18 protein-coding genes are annotated in these 19,714 nt (G+C 70.1%); 14 read left to right on the top strand and 4 right to left on the bottom strand.

Annotation, left to right across the window (positions count from 1 at the left end):
* Window positions 1–75: 75 nt before the first annotated feature.
* Window positions 76–1,239 (bottom strand): beta-1,3-glucanase family protein, encoded by a 1,164-nt coding sequence (locus ABT304_RS04755; RefSeq protein ID WP_350713567.1) that lies wholly within the window; start codon window positions 1,237–1,239, stop codon window positions 76–78.
* A gap of 184 nt (window positions 1,240–1,423) precedes the next feature.
* Between ABT304_RS04755 and ABT304_RS04750 the strand changes: the two genes are divergently transcribed.
* The 14 genes from ABT304_RS04750 to ABT304_RS04685 all read left to right on the top strand — a co-directional run bounded on the left by ABT304_RS04750 (window position 1,424) and on the right by ABT304_RS04685 (window position 15,061).
* Window positions 1,424–2,119: an NAD-dependent deacylase gene (locus ABT304_RS04750; protein WP_350713566.1), complete on the top strand. Its 696-nt coding sequence runs from the start codon at window positions 1,424–1,426 to the stop codon at window positions 2,117–2,119.
* A gap of 31 nt (window positions 2,120–2,150) precedes the next feature.
* Complete coding sequence (locus ABT304_RS04745; RefSeq protein ID WP_350713565.1) at window positions 2,151–2,867, top strand: hypothetical protein; 717 nt, start codon at window positions 2,151–2,153, stop codon at window positions 2,865–2,867.
* A gap of 43 nt (window positions 2,868–2,910) precedes the next feature.
* Entirely contained in the window at window positions 2,911–4,356 is a 1,446-nt protein-coding gene (locus ABT304_RS04740; RefSeq protein ID WP_350713564.1) for an MDR family MFS transporter, read from the top strand.
* A 61-nt stretch (window positions 4,357–4,417) separates the two neighbouring features.
* Window positions 4,418–5,566: an acyl-CoA dehydrogenase family protein gene (locus tag ABT304_RS04735; protein WP_008354678.1), complete on the top strand. Its 1,149-nt coding sequence runs from the start codon at window positions 4,418–4,420 to the stop codon at window positions 5,564–5,566.
* Window positions 5,567–5,896: 330 nt separating this feature from the next.
* On the top strand, window positions 5,897–7,237 hold the full coding sequence (locus tag ABT304_RS04730) for an MBL fold metallo-hydrolase (protein WP_350713563.1): 1,341 nt from the start codon (window positions 5,897–5,899) through the stop codon (window positions 7,235–7,237).
* A gap of 127 nt (window positions 7,238–7,364) precedes the next feature.
* Entirely contained in the window at window positions 7,365–7,691 is a 327-nt protein-coding gene (locus ABT304_RS04725; RefSeq protein ID WP_350713562.1) for a hypothetical protein, read from the top strand.
* A 112-nt stretch (window positions 7,692–7,803) separates the two neighbouring features.
* A complete protein-coding gene (locus ABT304_RS04720) occupies window positions 7,804–8,985 on the top strand; it encodes a M24 family metallopeptidase (RefSeq protein WP_350713561.1) in 1,182 nt (393 codons plus the stop codon).
* A gap of 22 nt (window positions 8,986–9,007) precedes the next feature.
* Window positions 9,008–10,216 (top strand): aminotransferase-like domain-containing protein, encoded by a 1,209-nt coding sequence (locus tag ABT304_RS04715; protein ID WP_350713560.1) that lies wholly within the window; start codon window positions 9,008–9,010, stop codon window positions 10,214–10,216.
* On the top strand, window positions 10,213–11,373 hold the full coding sequence (locus ABT304_RS04710) for a M20 family metallopeptidase (protein WP_350713559.1): 1,161 nt from the start codon (window positions 10,213–10,215) through the stop codon (window positions 11,371–11,373). Before ABT304_RS04715 ends, ABT304_RS04710 begins: the two co-directional genes overlap by 4 nt.
* Window positions 11,374–11,381: 8 nt before the next feature.
* Window positions 11,382–12,620, top strand: a complete 1,239-nt coding sequence (locus ABT304_RS04705) for an amidohydrolase (protein WP_350713558.1) — start codon at window positions 11,382–11,384, stop codon at window positions 12,618–12,620.
* A gap of 41 nt (window positions 12,621–12,661) precedes the next feature.
* Entirely contained in the window at window positions 12,662–13,129 is a 468-nt protein-coding gene (locus ABT304_RS04700; protein WP_350713557.1) for a DUF8738 domain-containing protein, read from the top strand.
* Window positions 13,113–13,847: a VIT1/CCC1 transporter family protein gene (locus ABT304_RS04695; RefSeq protein ID WP_350713556.1), complete on the top strand. Its 735-nt coding sequence runs from the start codon at window positions 13,113–13,115 to the stop codon at window positions 13,845–13,847. Before ABT304_RS04700 ends, ABT304_RS04695 begins: the two co-directional genes overlap by 17 nt.
* Window positions 13,848–13,880: 33 nt before the next feature.
* On the top strand, window positions 13,881–14,441 hold the full coding sequence (gene thpR / locus ABT304_RS04690; protein ID WP_350713555.1) for an RNA 2',3'-cyclic phosphodiesterase: 561 nt from the start codon (window positions 13,881–13,883) through the stop codon (window positions 14,439–14,441).
* Window positions 14,442–14,527: 86 nt separating this feature from the next.
* Window positions 14,528–15,061 (top strand): DoxX family protein, encoded by a 534-nt coding sequence (locus tag ABT304_RS04685; protein WP_350713554.1) that lies wholly within the window; start codon window positions 14,528–14,530, stop codon window positions 15,059–15,061.
* 211 nt (window positions 15,062–15,272) lie between these two features.
* Here the strand turns inward: ABT304_RS04685 and hutU are convergent, their stop codons facing one another.
* The 3 genes from hutU to ABT304_RS04670 are packed head-to-tail and all read right to left on the bottom strand — an operon-like array spanning window position 15,273 to window position 19,656.
* The gene (hutU, locus tag ABT304_RS04680; protein ID WP_350713553.1) at window positions 15,273–16,928 is read right to left on the bottom strand and encodes a urocanate hydratase; all 1,656 of its coding nucleotides are present in this window, start codon (window positions 16,926–16,928) and stop codon (window positions 15,273–15,275) included.
* A gap of 8 nt (window positions 16,929–16,936) precedes the next feature.
* Window positions 16,937–18,484, bottom strand: coding sequence for a histidine ammonia-lyase (gene hutH / locus ABT304_RS04675; RefSeq protein WP_502890292.1), 1,548 nt, complete (start codon window positions 18,482–18,484; stop codon window positions 16,937–16,939).
* A gap of 17 nt (window positions 18,485–18,501) precedes the next feature.
* Entirely contained in the window at window positions 18,502–19,656 is a 1,155-nt protein-coding gene (locus ABT304_RS04670; protein ID WP_350713551.1) for an LCP family protein, read from the bottom strand.
* Between the last annotated feature and the right edge of the window lie 58 nt (window positions 19,657–19,714).

Here is a 19,714-nt window from a genome sequence, read left to right as displayed (position 1 = left end):
CGACCGTACGGGCCCTCGTGGCGCGGTGGTGGAGTCGAGCCGGCGCTCCCCGATAGAGGGGATCTGCGCCCGGGCTCAGAACGGAGTCAGAGTCACCGCCATCTCGGAGGCGTTGTCCTCGACGTACGACGCGAAGCCGCCGACGTCGTCGAAGGCGAACCCGTAGGCCTTCCCGTCGACCGTGTTGTCGTGCATCGCCTTGCAGTACGCATGGACCAGATCGCCCCGGTAGAAGCCGCCGGGGTCGCCGGTGGGCTGGTCGGCGGAGGCGAGCAGGGTGGTCCGGTTGAAGCCCGCGCCGAGCACGGCCGCAACCGGACCGGTGATCCCGTCGTTGGGAGCGGCCAGCGCGCCGTCGCAGAAGAGCACGTCCCGGGTCGAGGGCCGGCTGAACGCCTTGACCCCGCCGTCGAAGACGAACTGGTCGCCGCTGACCCTTCCTCGGAAGGTGGTGTTGTTGGCGTTGACGACCATGTCCTCGCCGGCGTACTTCGACCACACCTGGTCGATGTAGGAGTCGAAGAACGTCGAGGAGAACCTCCCGGCGTCCAGCCCGTGCCCCGGCGCGATGATCCGGCGGTCGTCGACGACGAGGGAGCCGAAGTCGGGTGAGGCCGAGACGGCGGAGAAGATCTTCGCCCGGCCGCCCTCGACGAGGGTGCCGGTGGTCGGCGACTGTTCGCCGGTCAGCGCGATCGAGAGCGGGACGCTGAACATGTCGACCATGGTCGTGTTGCAGTAGATCCGGCCGCTCTTGTACGTGAACTCGACGCAGTCGTGGAGCACGCCGTAGCTCGGGTCGGACTCGACCCACGCCGCCGGGTAGGCGAGCGCGTTGCCCTCGTTGACCTTGAACTTCAGCTTGTCGCCGAGCGAGAAGTAGATCCGTCCCGACATGTCGGCGGGGATCTGGGAGAGGGTGTCCCCGCTCCCGGAGAACGGGATCGCGTAGTCGGCGTACCCGTCGGCGCCGTTGTCGGCGAGCGAGACGGGCACGAGCGTGCCCTCCGGCGTGACCCGGGACTGCTCGCCCGTCGCCAGGTTGGTGCCGACGATGTAGAAGTGGATGGAGGCGTTGTCGTACGCGCCGGTGCGGTTGACGAAGCGCAGCTGGATCGTGGCCTGGGCTCCGATCCGTTGCGGGCGCATGGCCTGCGCGGCCTGCCAGCTCGTCCCGCCGAGAAGGGGGACGGCGAAGGCGGCAGAGGTGGCGGCGAGTACAGATCGTCTGGTCAGCATGGGACCTCCCGAGTGGGGAACTGTAGGAACCCGGATTACAGTAAGGGGCCTTTACAGTAAAAGTCCATACCCTTGCCGGCCGGCGTCGGCACGGCCTCGGTTCGATCACAAATACCGATCGGGTGACCAAAACCGCGGTCTGGGGGCAGCGGATGCTTCGTCAACGTCGCTAGCCTGAATCCTTGTGAAAGTTGTCGTGCTCACCGGAGCCGGGATCTCCGCCGAGAGCGGTCTCGCGACCTTCCGCGATGCCGATGGGCTCTGGCAGGGTCACCACGTCGACAACGTGGCGACACCCGAGGCGTTCCATCGTGATCCCGCGACGGTCCATCGGTTCTACGACGACCGCCGCCGGGAGCTGCGTGCGGTGGTGCCCAACCCGGCCCACATCGCGCTGGCCAGGCTCGAGCAGGTCCTCGGCGACGAGCTGCTGGTGGTCACCCAGAACGTCGATGACCTGCACGAACGCGCCGGCTCCCGCAGGGTGGTGCACATGCACGGCGAGCTGCTCTCGGCCCTCTGTGACTCCTGCCAGGGCCGGTTCGCCTGGGACGACGACCTCGCCGACGCCCCCGCCTGCCCGGGGTGCGGCAACGACACCCTGAGGCCCGACGTGGTCTGGTTCGGCGAGATGCCCTACGACCTCGACCTTGTCGAGCGGGCCCTCGCCCAGGCTGATCTCTTCGTCGCGATCGGCACCAGCGGCGCGGTCTATCCGGCCGCCGGTTTCGTACGCCTGGCGGCCCGCTCCGGGGCCAAGACCCTCGAGCTCAACCTGGACCCGTCCGAGACCTCGCACCTCTTCGACGACGCCCGTCACGGGCCCGCCGGCAAGCTGGTGCCCGAGTGGGTTGCCGACGTACAGGCCCTTGCGCGTTGACCCGTTCGTAAACTCTGTCACGATAGGCCGCGTGTTTCGCCATGCCGTGCTCACGACCGCCCTCATCGTCGCGCTGACCAGCGCTCTCGCCGGCTGTGGGGACGAGGAGGGATCGCTGTCCCAGGCGCGTGACTACGCGAAGGAGCCCGGCAACCAGATCGCCGAGGACGCCCGCACCGCGATGCACGACATCAAGACCGTGCACGTCGAGGGTGACGTCCTCGACTCGGAGGGCACCAAGATCACCGTCGACCTCGATGTCTCCGCCGACGACGCCTGCGTCGGCAAGGTCAGCATCGGCGACGGCCAGATCTCGCTGCGCTCCATCGACGGCTCGGCCTGGTATCAGGGCGACAAGGCGTTCTGGAAGGCGATCGCGCCGGCCAAGGGCGAGGGCGAGCGCATCGCCAAGCGCGTCGGAAAGAAGTGGGTCGAGCTCGAGGGCGAGCTGGCCAGCCTGCGTGCGTTCTGCAGCATCGACAGCCTCACCGCCCAGATGGTCCCGGCCGAGGCCGAGGCCCAGTCGATCGGCCCGGCGATGGCCGCCGACGGCCCCGCCGTGCGTCTCGACGTCACCCACGGCGGGACCGAGAGCCGGACGTACGTCCTGGCCTCCGAGCCCCACCGGATCGTGAAGTGGACCCAGGGCAGCTCCGGCGAGCTCACCTTCTCCGACTTCGACAAGGAGTTCCAGGTCGAGGAGCCCGCCGCCGACGAGGTCTTCGACCTCGCCGAGCTGGAGGACTGAACCTCTCGGAATGAACGGGCGGTCGTGAGGATTGCTCAGTAATGTGCCCACCTCGACGACCAGACCAACGCGCAGCTCGGTAGGACTTCGTAGCGAGCGCGGGCCGATCCTGCTCGCCGTGATGGTGTCGCTCAGCCTGGTCGCGATCGACATGACGATCCTGGCGACGGCGGTGCCGAGCGTGGTGAAGGACCTCGGCGGGTTCGAGCAGTTCCCGTGGCTCTTCTCGATCTACGTGCTGGCCACCGCGGTGACGACGCCGCTCTATGCCAAGGTCGCCGACCGGCTCGGGCGCAAGCCGGTGATGATCGCCGGGATCGTGGCCTTCCTGGTCGGGTCGCTGCTCTGCGGGCTGGCGTGGTCGCTGACCGCGCTGATCGTCTTCCGGGCGATCCAGGGCATTGGTGCCGGGGCGATCCAGCCGATGGCGATGACGATCGTCTCCGACATCTACACGCTGGAGGAGCGCGCGGTCGCGACGTCGTACGTCGCCTCGGTCTGGGCCACCGCCGCCATCGTCGGGCCGACGCTCGGCGGCCTCTTCGCCGACTACCTCGACTGGCGGCTGATCTTCCTGATCAACCTGCCGGTCGGGGCGGTCGCGCTGTGGCTGCTGCGGCACTTCCGCGAGGACCGTCCGGCTGCCGTCGACGGTCAGGCCATCGACTGGGCAGGTGCGGGACTGCTGACGGTCGGCGGCATCGCGCTGCTGCTCGGTCTGCTCGAGGGCGGGCACGCCTGGGCGTGGGCCTCCTGGCCGTCGTACCTGATCTTCGCGGCCGGCGTCGCGGCCCTGGTCGCCTTCGGGTTCGTCGAGCGCCGTGCCGCCGACCCGGTCCTGCCGCCGTGGGTCCTCAGCCACCGCGTCCTCGCGCCGGCCAACGCCGCCAGCCTGATCGTCGGCGTGGTGATGCTCGGGCTGACGACGTACGTCCCGCTCTATGCCCAGAGCGTGCTCGGTCACTCGGCGCTGGTGGCCGGGTTCGCGCTCGCCGGGATGAGCATCGGCTGGCCGATCGCCGCCGCCACGGCCGGCCGGATCTACCTGTCTCGGGGTTTTCGGACTGCAGTCGGGCTCGGTGCGCTGCTGGTCATCGTCGGCGGACTGGTGCTGGTCACGGTCGGCGAGAACTCATCGATCTGGCACCTGGCGATCCCGTGCTTCGTGCTCGGCCTCGGCTTCGGCTGGTCGGTCAACCCGGGCGTCGTCGCGGCCGGGTCGGCGGTCGACTGGGAGGTGCGTGGGGTGGCGACCGGGTCCAACATGTTCGCCCGCTCGGTCGGCTCGGCGCTGGGCGTCGCGCTCTTCGGGGCAGTCGCCAACGGCCTGGTCAGGCGTGAGTACGCCGGGGGAGAGGTGCCCCCGCTCGAGGCCCTGCCTGCTGATGTCCTCGCGCCGGCGCTGCACGTCGTCTTCGTCGTCGGCCTGGTCGTCTCGGTTCCGCTGCTGGTGGTGGCCTGGCGTACGCCGGTCCGGATCACCAGGTGACTCTGCCGCTTTTTGAAACGGTGGTTACCGCTGGGTAACCAGTGCGCGTAGACTCCGACGCATGCTGAAGCGCGACCACTATGAGGAAGACCACGAGGACTTCCGAGCCTCCGTCCAGCAGTGGCTGGAGCGTTCGGTCAAGCCCCACACCGACAAGCACATCGCCGACAAGGCGCTGCCCCGCGAGTTCTGGCTGGAGGCTGGCGAGAACGGCTTCCTCGGTCTCGCGATCCCGGAGGAGTACGGCGGCGCCGGCGCCGACGACTTCCGCTTCAACGCGGTTCTCGCCGAGGAGCTCGCCAAGATCGGCGCGGCCTACCCGACCTGCGTCGGCATCCACTCCGACATCACCGCGCCCTACCTGGTCCGCCTCGGCACCGAGGAGCAGAAGCAGCGCTGGCTCCCGGGCGTGGCCTCCGGTGAGATCCTGCTCGCCATCGGCATGACCGAGCCGTCCGGCGGCTCCGACCTGGCCGCGCTGAAGACCACCGCGGTCCGCGATGGCGACGAGTGGGTCATCAACGGCTCCAAGACCTTCATCACCAACGGCTACTCCTGCGACCTGGTCATCACCGCGGTCCGCACCGACCCGGAGAAGGGCGCCAAGGGCATCACCCTCTTCGCGATCGAGGCGACCAAGGAGGGCTTCTCGCGCGGCCGTAAGCTCGACAAGGTCGGCATGGAGGAGTCCGACACCGCCGAGCTCTTCTTCGAGAACGTACGCGTCACCGACGCCGAGATCATCGGCGAGCTCAACCGCGGCTTCATCCACATGATGGAGGAACTCCCGCAGGAGCGCGTCTCGTGTGCCGTCGCCAACATCGCGCAGGCCAAGCAGATCCTGCTCGAGACGGTGCAGTACGCCAAGGACCGCAAGGCCTTCGGCCAGTCCATCGGTGCCTTCCAGCACAACAAGTTCCTGCTCGCCGAGCTGGTCACCCAGATCGAGGTCGCCGAGGCGTACGTCGACAAGTGCGTCGCCGCCCACGCCCGCGGTGAGCTCACCCCGGTCGAGGCCTCCAAGGCCAAGTGGTGGTCCTCGCAGGCGCAGTCCGAGGTTCTCGACCACTGCGTCCAGATCCACGGCGGCTACGGCTTCATGAACGAGTACCGCGTCGCTCGCGCCTGGCGCGATGCCCGCGTCACCAAGATCTGGGCCGGTTCGAACGAGATCATGAAGGAGCTCATCGGCCGCGACCTCGGCTTCTGAGTCACACCACGTCCAAGGAGCGGCCCCGGTATCGGGGCCGCTCCTTGTGTTCATCTCCGATGATGTCGACCCGGCCGGCTCGGCGTCACGCGGAAAGTCACGGACGTCTAGCGCGTAGTTGAACGCGCGGGACGCAGGTCCATCGAACCCTGGCCGAAGGCCTCTGCCCCCGTGCGCGGCCGACGGGTCTCCTGGTGGAACGGGCCGACTGCGCAGTGCATGGGAGATCGACGTGACGACGAGCCAGGGCGAGATCACGAACGAGCGACCGGGCCGTGGCCTGCTGGTGTTCGGGTGGCTACCTCCCCGAACGGACCCGGGGACGACGCCGTGACAGCTCGCCGGTGGTTGCACCCGCAGGACTACTCCGGAGTGGCGTCGTACCGACCTCCGGCGCGGTGGTACCGGAGGCTGAACCCGATCGGGGTGCCGTTGACCACGTGGGGGCTGGCCCCTCGGGACGCGGTGACCCTGGAGGTGCGGGGCCGGCGTTCGGGCCGGCCGCGGCGCATCCCGATCCTGGTGACCCGGCACGAGGGCGCGGACTACCTGGTCGCTCTTGCCGGAGAGTCGCAGTGGGTTCGCAACGTCAGGGCGGCCGGTGGGGCGGCGGTGCTGCGTCGAAGAGGCACCCGTAAGGTCCGGCTGGTCGAGCTGCCGGTGCCGGAGCGGGCCCCGGTGCTCGCGGCGTACCTCGAGGCCGGGCGCCGGCGCAGCGGCGAGGCTGCCGCCAGGGAGCAGGCTCGGTGGTACTTCGGGCTGGAGGGACTGCCGACTCCGGAACGCCTCGCGGACCTGGCGCCGCGCTACCCCGTCTTCCGCATCGCCGACGCCGCACCAGGTGCCGGTGACCTCCGGGTTCGGGAGATCGCTCCTGGAGTGCTCTGCGTGGGCTTGGGGGGACGAACGCAGACCAACGTCTACCTCGTCCGCACGGCGACCGGCTGGCTGCTCGTCGACGCCGGCTGGGCCGGTGACGCCGACCGGATCGACGCTGCCACGAAGGGGGCGCTCGGGCCCGGCCGGCAACCGGAGGCGATCCTGCTGACCCACGTGCATCCCGATCACTCGGGCGCCGCCCGCGAGCTGGCCGGTCGCTGGACATGTCCGGTGTACCTGCACCCCGCCGAACTGCCGATCGCCAACGGAGAATTCGACGTCATGCGGAGGACTGCCTCACCGCTGGACCGATGGGCCGTGCTCCCGGTGATGCGCGCCATGGGTCGCCACAGGAGAGAGGCGGTGCTGGCACGCAATGCCTTGGGCGAGGCTGCCCGCACGCTCTACCCCGGAGCGCCCGTGCCGGGGCTACCCGGCTGGGAGGTCGTGGCGACACCCGGCCACACCCCGGGTCATGTCTCGCTGTTTCGAACCGCCGACCGCGTCCTGATCTCCGGCGATGCGTTGGTCAACCTTCGCCTCAACAGCGTCCGTGGTCTCCTGCTGCAGCAGCCGGGGCTGACTGGCCCGCCTTGGTACTCCACCTGGAACCCTGCTGCGGCCGGCGCATCCATCCAGCACCTCGCCGCCCTGCACCCGCGGGTGCTCGGCCCGGGCCACGGCCACCCCCTCACGGGGCCGGACACCCCGCACCGCGTCGACGACGTCGCCGGGGCGCCGAGCGCCCACGCACCGAGAAGGACCCCGGACTCCGAGGAGCGCCTGCTGTGACCTGAGCCGATCGGGTCGTGGCGGATGCAGTACTCACGGCCCGCCCACACGGGGCCTTCGGCTCTCACTGCTTCGACGGCACCAGGCCACAGTGGAACGAGATGGACCCTGGAAAGGAGGCACTGCCATGCAGTGGGACCTGGGACTTCAAGGGCTGGCCGTGCTTGGTGCCATGTCGCTCGGCTTCGGTGTGGTCGCTGGGCTGCTCGCAGGCAACGGCTGGGTGCACCGGCTGTGGGCGACCGCGATCTGTACGGTCGCATGCTTCGGCGTCGGGCTGCTCACCAGCGAGTGGCTCTTCGGGTGGGCGACCGAAGAGGACCTTCAGCCCAACGTCGACGGGTTGTCTCGTGACGAGGTGCTTCTGTCCAGCCTGTTCACCACGGCGGCAGTCGTGCTCGTGATGCGCTACCTCGCACACCGGTGGACGAGATCGTCGTCATCCTTGCGGTGAGGACTCACGCTTCGCCTACCGAGGTTCGGACGGTCGAATCTTCGGGTTGTCTATTGTCAACAATCAGCGCGCTCCGTCACGATGGCCGAGTGGCAGGGACGGTGTGGGTGTGGTGAGCGTCTTCGGCTCCGTGGAGTTCGCGGAGCGGCTGGAGAGGGTCCAGCGGCGGATGGCGGAGCGGGGCTGGGCGGCGCTGGTGGTCGCGGACCCGGCGAACCTCTACTACCTCACCGGCTACAACGCCTGGTCGTTCTACGTGCCGCAGTGTGCGGTGGTGCCGGCTCGTGGTGAGCCACATCTGTTCCTGCGGGCGATGGACGCCCACGGTGCCCGGCACACGGCGGTGCTGCCGGAGGAGCGGATCCACGCCTACCCGGAGGAGCTGGTCCACCGGCCCGACGTCCATCCCTACGACCACATCGCCGCGCGGGCGCGGGAGCTAAATCTATTTGTCGACAGTCCTGACGCGGTCGTCGCCATGGAGCTCGACGCCCACTATCTGCCGGTACGCGGCTTCCTGGCCGTGCAGCGAGCCCTGCCGCACGCGCGGATCGTCGACAGCGAGGAGCTGGTCAACTGGGTGCGCCTGGTGAAGTCGCCGGCCGAGCAGGACGAGATGCGAGCCGCGGGCGTGGTCGCCGAGCGGGCGATGACGGCGGCCCTCGCGGGGGTGCGGTCGGGGAGGCGCGAGTGCGACGTCGTGGCCGACATCCAGGCGGCGCAGACGGTCAGCGTCGGCGGGGTCGGCGGTGACTACCCGGCGCTGGTGCCACTGCTGCCGACCGGCGTCAGCGCCGACACGCCCCATCTGACCTGGACCGACAGGGTCCTGCGGCGGGGTGAGGCGACCACGATCGAGCTCGCCGGCGTACGCAACCGCTACCACGCCCCGCTCGCCCGGACCGTCTGCCTCGGGCCGCCGTCGGCCAAGCTCCTCGACTGCGCCGCGGCGACCGCCGAGGGCATGGACGCTGCGCTCGGCTCGATGAAACCGGGGGCGGCCGGTGCCGACGTACATGCCGCCTTCACCCGGGTGATCGCCGCCCACGGGCTCAGCAAGGACTCCCGGATCGGGTACTCGATCGGCATCGGCTTCCCGCCCGACTGGGGCGAGCGGACGGTCAGCCTCCGGGCCGGCGAGGAGACGGTTCTCGAGCCCGGGATGGCCTTCCATGTGATCCTCGGGATGTGGATGGACGGCTGGGCCTATGAGCTCTCCGAGTCGGTCCTGGTCACCGAGCACCTGCCCGAGCCGCTGACCTCGATGCCGCGTCAGCTGATCGTCAACGAGTAGTCCACCAAGGAGGGAATGTCGAATGTCGACAATCCGCACGGACATCCGGCTGCCACTGGCAGCACGCAGCGAGCACCTCGTGGGCTCGGTGATCGACTCCAGTACGTCGCTGCTGGCCGAACAGACCCACGACATCGTCCGCCTCGCCATGGGCAGCCCGGCCCAGGATGCGATTCCGGCCGCCGCGCTGGCCGCAGTCCCGCTGGAGCCGCACGCCTTCGACTACGCCGCCACCGAGGGGGATCCGGCGCTGCGTGAGGCGCTACTGGCCCAGCTGGCCGGCACCAGCGACGAGACCACCTCCGACCGGCTCACCATCACCTCCGGCGGGATGCAGGGTCTCGATCTCGTCCACAAGCTCTTCACCGACCCCGGCGACCTGGTCGTCGTCGAGGCACCGACCTACACCAACGGCAGCGCGACCGCGCTCTCGTACTCGGCCGAGCTCCTCGAGATCCCGGTCGACGAGGAGGGCCTCGACGTCGAGCGGCTGGAGGCAGAGGTACGCCGCACCGGCCGCCGCCCGAAGTCGATCTACGCCATCCCGACCTTCCAGAACCCGTCGGGGGCGACCCTGTCGCTGGAGCGCCGGATCCGGCTCATCGAGCTCGCCCGCGCGTGGGGCTCGATCCTCATCGACGACGACCCTTACGGGCTGCTGCGGTTCGCCGGCGACCCGCTGCCGACGCTGCACGAGCTGGCCGAGGGGGACCCGCTGGTCATCTCGGTGCGCACCTTCTCCAAGACCGTCGCGCCGGGGCTGCGGGTGGGCTGGGTCGACGCTGACCCAGCGCTGGGTCAGCTGCTGATCAACGCCAAGCAGGCGATGGACACCTGCACCAACCTGCCTGCGCAGCGTCAGCTCGCCGGGTTCCTCGACTCGGGCGGGTTCGACGCCCATGTGGCCGATCAGCGGATTGTCTACAAGGAGCGGAAAGCGGCGATGCGTGCCGCGTTGACCGAGCACTTCGACGGCCGGGCGACGTGGACCGACCCCGACGGCGGCTTCTTCCTCTGGGTCACCTTCGACCCGCCGGTCGACACCACCGCACTGTTCGAGGTCGCCCTCGCCGAGGGCGTCGCACTGATCCCGGGCAACGCGTTCTCGCCAGGCGGGCTCTTCCCGCACGCGATGCGCCTCTGCTTCGCCTCCACCCCACCCGAGCGGATCGCCGAGGGCATCGCCCGGCTCCGGCGAGCGGTCGACCGTCTCGTCCGGGAGCGCCGGTGACCTCGGTCGATGCCAACGAGGTCGTCGCGCTCGCCCAGCGGCTGGTGCGCGCCCGCGGTCAGAACCCGCCGGGGGAGGAGGCCGCGACGGTCGCGGTGCTCGCCGAGGAGTGCCGTCGGCGCGGGTTCGAGGTGACCCTCGACGAGGTCGCGCCCGGGCGCGCGAACCTGATCGCCCGGGTCGGCGGCGGTCCCGGGCCGGGGCTCCTGATCGTGAGCCACTCCGACGTGGTGCCGCCCGGCGACGGCTGGAGCGGAGACCCGTTCTCCGGTGACGTACGCGACGGGCGACTGCACGGGCGAGGCAGCGCGGACACCAAGGGCGGCCTGGCGGCGGCGATCGTCGCATTGTCCACAGTCGACAACACCGCCGACCAGCCGCCGATCACCCTCGCCGTGCTCGTCGACGAGGAAGAGCTCGGCCTCGGCATCCGCCACTTCGTTCGCAGATTGTCGACAAATCATCACATCGCCTGCCTGGTCATCGAGCCGACCAGCCTGCAGCCGGTGATCGCGGCCCGCGGCGACGCCTACCTCGAGATCGACCTCACCGGCCGGGCCGCGCACTCCGGCAACCCGTCCGACGGCCGCAACGCGATCCACGGCATGGCCCAGGTGGTCGCCGAGATCGAGCGCTGGCACGACGAGCTGGCCGCGCGCCCCCACCCGCTGTGCGGCCCGGCGACCTGGAGCGTCGGCACCATCGAAGGTGGCCAGGCGACCTCGACCGTCGCCGCGCACTGCCGGATCACCGCGGACCGGCGCCTGCTCCCGGGCGAGTCCGCGAGCGACGTACGGACGGACGTCGAGAGCCGACTGGCCGCCCTGGACCTCGCCGGACGCGGCCTCGCCGTCGACGTCCGGATGACCATGGACATGCCCGGTTTCGAGACCCCGGTCGACGATCCGATTGTCGACAACGTCGCCGCCGCACTGGCCGCAGCCGGAGCACCCGCAGCTGCCCCGACCGGCTGGACCGCCGCCTGCGACGGTGGCTTCGTCGCGAGCGCGGGCATCCCGGTCGTCGTGCTCGGCCCCGGCTCCGTCGCCGAGCATGCCCACCGACCCGACGAGAGCGTCGCGGTCACGGAGCTGGTGACCGCCGCCAAGACCTACGCCTCCCTCTTCCAGCACATCGTCCGTCCGAGCCCGGCATGATGACGGCCATGACTCAGCGTTCCTCTGTCGCCATCACCCATGCGTACGTGGTCCCGGTCTCGGCGGAGCCGATCGAGAACGGCACCGTCGTGATCGAGGACGGCGTGGTCACCGCCGTCGGAGCGGACGTCGCCATCCCCGAGGGCATCGAGATCATCGACGCGGAAGGCAAGTGGCTGCTCCCGGGGTTCGTCGAGGGCCACGGCCATATCGGCACCCACGAGGAGGGCGAGGGCTGGGCCGGCGAAGACACCAACGAGATGACCGACCCCGACGGCGCGGGCCTGCGGGCGATCGACGCCATTAACATCGAGGACGAGGGCTTCCGCGACGCCCTCGCCGGTGGGGTGACCACGGCGGTGATCAAGCCCGGGTCCGGCAACCCGATCGGCGGCCAGACGGTGGCGATCAAGACCTGGGGCGGGCGGACCATCGACGAGCAGGTCGTCTCCGACTCGGTCTCGGTCAAGAGCGCTCTCGGCGAGAACCCCAAGCGCGTCTACGGCGATCAGAAGAAGACTCCCTCGACCCGCCTCGGTGTCGCCAACATCATCCGGAAGGCCTTCGTCGAGGCCCAGAACTACGCCGCCAAGAGGGCAGCCGCCGAGGAGAAGGGTGAGCCCTTCGATCGCGACCTCGGCAAGGAGACCCTCGCCCGCGTCCTCGCCGGCGAGCTCGCCTGGGACCAGCACACCCACCGCGCCGACGACATCGCCACCGCGATCAGGCTCAGCGAGGAGTTCGGCTACCGCCTCGTGGTCAACCACGGCACCGAGGGCCACCTGCTCGCCGACGTCCTCGCCGAGAAGGACATCCCGGTCATCTACGGCCCGATGTTCGTGAGCCGCTCGAAGGTGGAGGTACGCAACCGGGCCAACCGCAACATCGCCGCGATGGCTGCCGCGGGCGTGCGGGTCGCGATCACCACGGACCACCCGGTGATCCCGATCAACTTCCTGGTCCACCAGGCCTCCTTCGCCGTACGTGACGGCCTGCCGCGCGACACGGCCCTGGCCGCGATCACCACCAACCCGGCGAGCTTCCTCGGTCTCGACGACCGCGTCGGCGCGATCGCCCCCGGCCTCGACGGCGACGTGGTCATCTGGTCCGGAGACCCCCTCGACACCGACCACCGCGCCGAGCGCGTCTTCATCACCGGGACCGAGGTCTACACCTGGGACGGCGAGGCCGACGCGGGGCGCGGAGCCGGGCGTACGCGAGAGCGTGTGACGCGGTTCGGGATCTGATCGTGCGCAACGAACCCCGATCCGCTGACGTACCCATGGGTATGACCCCCACCGAGATCAGCACCGACAAGAGCAAGCGCAAGATCCGCCCCGCGGCGTACCTGCTGCCCGTTCTGGCGCTGGCGCTGGCACCGGCGATGGCCGGATGTGGCTCCGAGGCGACCGACCCAGGCGCTAACGTGTCTGACGTGCCCACAACGTCCAGCCCGACGCCCGCCGAGGACCCGAAGGTCGCAGCCGCGATCGCCGACCTGGCCAAGCGTCAGGGGGTGAAGAGCGAGGAGATCACCGTGGTCTCCAACGACAAGGTGACCTGGCGCGACGGCAGCCTCGGCTGCCCCGAGCCCGGGAAGATGTACACGATGGTGCTGACCGACGGCGTACGCGTGGTGCTCGAGGCCGCGGGCAAGACCTACGAGTACCACGGCGGCGAGAGCGGCCCGGTCCGTTTCTGCGAGAACCCGCAGGAGCCCGTCCCCGGTGAGGCGAGCAGTGACGCTCCCCAGTGAGGGTGCCCACGCGGGCCACGGGGACGCCGAGGAGCGGGCCGACGGCCTGAAGAATCGGCTCAACTGGCTGCGTGCGGGCGTCCTCGGCGCCAACGACGGCATCGTCTCCACCGCCGGTGTGGTGATGGGCGTCGCCGGCGCGACCACCGACGACACCTCGATCCTCATCGCCGGTGTGGCCGCTCTGGTGGCAGGCGCGATCAGCATGGCGGCGGGGGAGTACGTCTCCGTCTCGACCCAGCGCGACACCGAGAAGTCGCTGATCGCCAAGGAGCGTCGCGAGCTGCGGGACATGCCCGAGGAGGAGCTGCGCGAGCTGGAGGGGTTCCTGCGCGAGCGGGGGCTGGAGCCCGAGACCGCGGCCGAGGTCGCCGAGCAGCTCACGGATCGCGACGCATTGCGTGCCCACGCCGTCCTCGAGCTCGGTATCGACGTGGACGATCTCACCTCGCCGTGGTCCGCGGCCTGGGCGTCGATGCTGTCGTTCACCCTCGGCGCGTTGCTGCCTCTGCTGTCGATCATGCTCCTCCCGGACAGCGCCCGCATCTGGGGCACCGTCCTCACGGTCACCGGCGCGCTCGCCGTCACCGGCTGGACGAGCGCGCGCCTCGGCTACGCGCCACCTTTCCGGGCAGCCCTGCGCAACGTCGCCGGCGGCCTGCTCGCGATGCTGGTCACCTATCTCGTCGGCGATCTCCTCGGCACACAACTCAGGTGACCCGGCCTCTGCCGCCGGGCACAATGGACATCGATGAATCGAATGTTCGTGGCGGTGATCCCGCCGGAGTCGGTGATCGAGGATCTCGACGAGTTCTTGTCCGTACGCCGCGACGCGGCCGCCTTCCGCTGGTCGGCGCCCGACCAGCTCCATCTGACGCTCGCCTTCGCCGAGCACGTCCCCGACAGGTCCCTCGATGACGCGATCGAGCGGCTGGAGACGGCCGCGGGGCGGCGTACGCCCTTCGAGCTGACCGTCACCGGAGGCGGCGCCTTCCCCAACGTGGCCGAGGGCAAGGTCCTCTACGCGGGCGTCGAGACCGATGCCACCGAGGAGCTCGACCGGACCGCCGCCGGGGCGAAGAACGCCTTGGTCAAGGCCGGGGTCGAGGTCGACGGCGGCCGCTTCCGACCGCATCTGACGGTCGCTCGGACCGGGTCGCCGACGGAGCTCAGCAACTGGGTGCGGCTGCTCGATGCGTACCGTGGCCCGACCTGGACCGTCTCGTCGTTCGCGCTGGTGCACTCACGACTCGGCGAGGGGCCGAGGAAGCGTCCGGCCTACGAGGTCATAGCAGAGTTCCCGTTCGGGTGAGAGGAAGCCCCGGGCGGTACCGGTCGGGGCGGCGGATCGCTACCGTGTGCGGCCTGTTTCTGACCTGACCCAGAGGAGAACCGGACATGAGTCGTCGAGTGGGGCGCAACGCCTACACCGGACTTTTCAACGATGTCGTGCTGCTTGCCGCCCGTGTGGTGGTCGGTGGGATCTTCGTCGCGCACGGCTGGCAGAAGTACGACCAGGGCTTCGCCGGCACCGAGCAGTTCCTGGGCGGCCTGGGGGTCCCGGAGCCCGCGATCGCCGCTCAGGTGGCGACCTACGTCGAGCTCGTCGGCGGCGCCCTGCTCGCGGTCGGCCTGTTCGCCCCGATCGCGGGCGTGCTGCTGGCGGGTCAGATGGCCGGAGCGATCTGGTACGCCCACCGCACCACCGAGGTCTTCGTCGACCAGGGCGGCTGGGAGCTCCCCGCCGTGCTCGGTGCCGCGGCCCTCGTGCTCGGTCTCGTCGCCCCCGGCCGGATCACCATCGACCAGCTCATCACCTGGCCCTTCAAGGCCGCCGCCGCCAAGCGCAGGGCCCGTGCCGCCGAGGCAGCCGAAGCCGAGACTGCCGAGGCACCGCCGTACGTCGAGGAGAAGGTGACCATCAAGGCCTGACCCTTTGCTGGTCGAGCCGCCGGAGCCGCTAGGCGGAGGCGTGTCGAGACCAACACGGTCCGATCGAGCGCAGAGGGGACCGTGTTGGTCTCGACACGCCTCCGCCTAGCGGCTCCGGCGGCTCGACCAGCGGGGGACAGGCCACCGCCGGTCGAGCCGCGAGGCCGTCTACGGCCGAGCGTGTCGAGACCAACACAGTCGTCCACCGGGGTCAGGCGTCGAGCATCGGGACGTTGAGTCCTCGCTCACGAGCGACGTCGCGCGCGTGCTCGTAGCCCGCGTCGACGTGGCGCATGACACCGGTGCCGGGGTCGTTGGTCAAGACTCGCTCGATCTTCTCCGCGGCGAGCGGAGTGCCGTCGGCGACACAGACCTGGCCGGCGTGGATGGAGCGGCCGATGCCGACGCCGCCACCGTGGTGGATGCTGACCCAGCTCGCGCCGGAGGCGGTGTTGAGCAGCGCGTTGAGCAGCGGCCAGTCGGCGATCGCGTCGGACCCATCCTTCATCGCCTCGGTCTCGCGGTAGGGCGAGGCCACGGAGCCGGAGTCGAGGTGGTCGCGACCGATCACGACCGGCGCCGAGAGCTCGCCGGAGGCGACCATCTCGTTGAACTTCAACCCGGCGAGGTGGCGCTCCTTGTAGCCCAGCCAGCAGATCCGCGCCGGCAGGCCCTCGAAGTGCACCTTCTCGCCCGCCTGGGTGATCCAGCGCTTGAGGCCCTCGTTCTCGGGGAAGAGGTCGACGATCGCCCGGTCGGTCTTGGCGATGTCCTCGGGGTCACCCGAGAGCGCCGCCCACCGGAACGGGCCCAGACCCTCCTCGAAGAGCGGTCGGATATAGGCGGGGACGAAGCCGGGGAAGGCGAACGCGTTCGCGAACCCGCCCAGGCGGGCTCCCTCGCGCAGCGAGTTGCCGTAGTCGAACACCTCGGCATCACGGTCCATGAACCCGACCATCGCCTCGACGTGCTTGGCCATCGAGGCCTGCGCCTTCTCGGTGAAGTCGTCGGGATCGTCAGCGGCCCGCGCGGCCCACTCCTCGACGGTGTACTCGAGCGGGAGATAGGAGAGCGGGTCGTGCGCCGAGGTCTGGTCGGTGACGATGTCGATCTCCACCTCGCGCGCCAGGATCTCCGGGAAGACCGCGGCACAGTTGCCGACGAGGCCGATGGAGCGCGGCGTACGGGACTTCTTGGCCTCCTCGGCCTGGGCGAGCGCGTCATCGAGCGACGACGCGACGGTATCCATGTAGCCGTGGTCGACACGGCGCTGGAGGCGCGCCGCGTCGACGTCGACGACGATCACGACGCCCTCGTTCAGCGTGACCGCGAGCGGCTGCGCGCCGCCCATGCCGCCGGCGCCGCCGGTCAGGGTCACGGTGCCGGCCAGCGTGCCACCGAACCGTTTGCGGGCGATGGCGGCGAAGCACTCGTAGGTGCCCTGCAGGATGCCCTGGGTGCCGATGTAGATCCACGATCCGGCGGTCATCTGGCCGTACATGGTCAGACCGAGCGACTCCAGCCGCCGGAACTCCGGCCAGGTCGCCCAGTCGCCGACGAGGTTGGAGTTGGCGATCAGGACCCGGGGTGCCCACTCGTGGGTGCGGAAGACGCCGACCGGCTTGCCGGACTGCACCAGCAGGGTCTCGTCGGCCTCGAGCTCGTCGAGGGTGCGGACGATCGCGTCGTACGCCTCCCAGGACCGCGCCGCGCGGCCGGTGCCGCCGTAGACGACCAGGTCGTCGGGACGCTCGGCCACCTCCGGGTCGAGGTTGTTCATCAGCATGCGCTTGGCGGCCTCGGTCTGCCAGTTCTTGGCGGTGATCTCGGGGCCGCGCGGTGCGCGGACAGTGCGTGGTTCGCTCATGTCGCTCATCACATCACTGAAGTGAGCGAGCGCGCACGGGAAAGAAGGGTGCCGTCGGCGACGAGGCCGACGACCGCCTTGATGTCCGGGGACAGGAACCGGTCCGGGCCGGGCGCGGGGACCAGCTTGCGGATCTCCTCCACCAGCGCGGCGCCGACGGGGCCGGGACGCTCGGGGGCGCGCATGTCGATGGCGCGGGCGGCGGTGAGGATCTCGATGGCGACGACCTGCTGCGCCCCGGTGATCGCGCGGCGGAGCTTGCGGGCGGCGTTCCAGCCCATCGAGACGTGGTCCTCCTGCATCGCGGAGGTCGGGATGGAGTCGACCGATGCCGGGACGGCGAGGCGCTTGAGGTCGGAGACGATCCCGGCCTGCGTGTACTGCGCGATCATGTGCCCGGAGTCGACGCCGGGGTCGTGAGCGAGGAACGGGGGCAGCCCGTGGTTGCGCGACTTGTCGAGGAAGCGGTCGGTGCGGCGCTCGGAGATCGAGGCGAGGTCGGCGGTGGCGATGGCCAGGAAGTCGAGTACGTAGCCGATCGGCGCGCCGTGGAAGTTGCCGTTGGACTCGACCCGGCCGTCGAGGGTGACCACCGGGTTGTCGACCGCGCTGGCGAGCTCGACCTCTGCCACGCGGGCGGCGTGGGCCATGGTGTCGCGCACCGCGCCGTGGACCTGAGGCGCGCAGCGCAGCGAGTAGGCGTCCTGCACCCGGGTGAACCCGGTGCCGCGGTGGTCGGCGACGATCCCGCTGCCCGCGAGGACGGCACGGATGTTGGCCGCCGAGGTCGCCTGGCCGGCGTGCGGGCGCAGGGCCTGGAGGTCCTCGGCGAAGACGCTGTCGGTGCCCTGGAGGCCCTCGATGCTGAGCGCTCCGGCGATGTCGGCGGTGGCGACCAGGTCGTCGAGGTCGGCGAGCGCCAGGACGAGCATCGCCAGCATCCCGTCGGTGCCGTTGATCAGCGCCAGCCCCTCCTTCTCGCGCAGCTGCACCGGGGTCACCCCGGCGGCCGCCAGCGCGTCGGCGGCGGGGACGAGGTCGCCGTCGGCGTTGCGTACGTCGCCCTCACCCATCGCCGCGAGGGCGCAGTGCGCCAGCGGGGCCAGGTCGCCGGAGCAGCCGAGCGAGCCGTACTCGCCGATCACCGGGGTGATCTGGGCGTTCAGGAGCGCGGCGTAGGTCTGGGCGACCTCGGGGCGCACGCCGGTCCGCCCGGTGGCGAGGGTGGAGAGACACAGCAGCATGAGGCCGCGTACGACCTCCTTCTCGATCTCGGCGCCCGAGGAGGCCGCGTGCGAACGGACCAGCGAGGCCTGCAGCTGAGCGCGGTGCTCGGGCGGGATCGAGGTGTTGGCGAGGGCGCCGAAACCGGTCGAGATGCCGTAGTGGGGCCGGGTGTCGTGAGCCAGCGACTCGATGAGCTCGCGGCTCGTGGCCATCGCGGCCAGCGACTCGTCGGTCAGGATGATGGGGGTGTTGTGACGGGCGACGGCGACTACCTGATCGAAGGTGAGGGCACCGACCCCGACGGGAACCGTGGTGTAGGTCATGACCAGAGTGGATCACATCACATTCAGGCGGGTGAGCACAGGCCGTTGTCGGCGGCGTCCTTCTCCTGGTCCTCGGGGCTCACCGAGTCGGCCGGAACCTCGTCCGGTGAGGCGCTGACCTCGGGATTCGCCGGTGAGGCAGAGGTCGTGGGCGACGGGGCGGCAGACGTCGTCGCGTCCTGGAGCGGACGGTCCTCGAGCATCCGCTCCCACAGCTCGTCAGCCTTCGGGAGGATCTCGAGACGGCCCCAGTTGGGGTCTCCCTGAGGGTAGGCGCGGTTGGGTACGGTCTCGAACTCGATGCTCGACGGATCCAGGTCGCGCATCTCGCCGGCCAGATCGGCCAGCCCGGCGACGGAGCCGATGTCGGTGGTGATGCTCTTGGAGAGCTCGGTCGCGAACCTGGCCAGGCGACGCGGGCGGGTCAGGGTGCCGGCGGAGAGGACCTTGGTGGCGAGGGCGGTGAGGAAGTACTGCTGACGTCGCATCCGGCCCAGGTCGGCGTTGGGAGTCGAGGAGCGGTTGCGTACGTAGTCGAGGGCCTGCTTGCCGCGCAGGTTGTGGGTGCCGGCGGGCAGGAAGATGTTGTGCTCCTCGTCGTCGATCGCCTCCGGGATGCAGATCGTGACGCCGCCGACCGCGTCGACCATCCCGCGGAACCCGGCGAAGTCGAGCGCGAGGTAGTGGTCGATCGGGATCCCGGTGAGCAGCTCGGTCTGGCGGGCGGTGCAGATCGGGCCGCCCAGGGAGTAGGCCTCGTTCCACATCACGCCGCTCGCCTCGGGGATGGTGGTGCCGTCCGGGGCGGTGCACTCCGGCCGGTCCACGAGCGCGTCGCGGGGGATCGAGACGCCGTAGGCCGAGGTCCGGTCGGCGGAGACGTGCAGCAGGATCGTGCTGTCCGAGCCGCCGGAGCCGCCCTCGCCGTCGATCGAGCAGCCCTCGCAGTCACGTCCGTCGGTGCCGAGGATCAAGATGTTGAGCGGCTGCTTCGGGCCCTCGTCCTCGCTCTCCGGCTCGTCGACGAGGTGGTGGATGTCGCCCCCGGAGCCGAGATTGCTGTTGAGGTGGTCGTAGAACGCCCAGGTGCCGACCCCGGTGCCGACCGCCAGGAACAGCATCGTGACCACGACGGTGAGCACGACCGTACGTGTCCCCGACCTCGTTTCGGTCCTCATCACCCTCCCTCGCTGGTCCGCGTGAGCAGACCGACTGCGTGTGCAGCCCACACAGGTT

This window comes from Nocardioides sp. NPDC000445 (assembly GCF_040300245.1).
Taxonomy (GTDB): domain Bacteria; phylum Actinomycetota; class Actinomycetes; order Propionibacteriales; family Nocardioidaceae; genus Nocardioides.
Note: the sequence above shows the minus strand (reverse complement) of the source record. Positions and strands in the feature narration are given on the sequence as shown.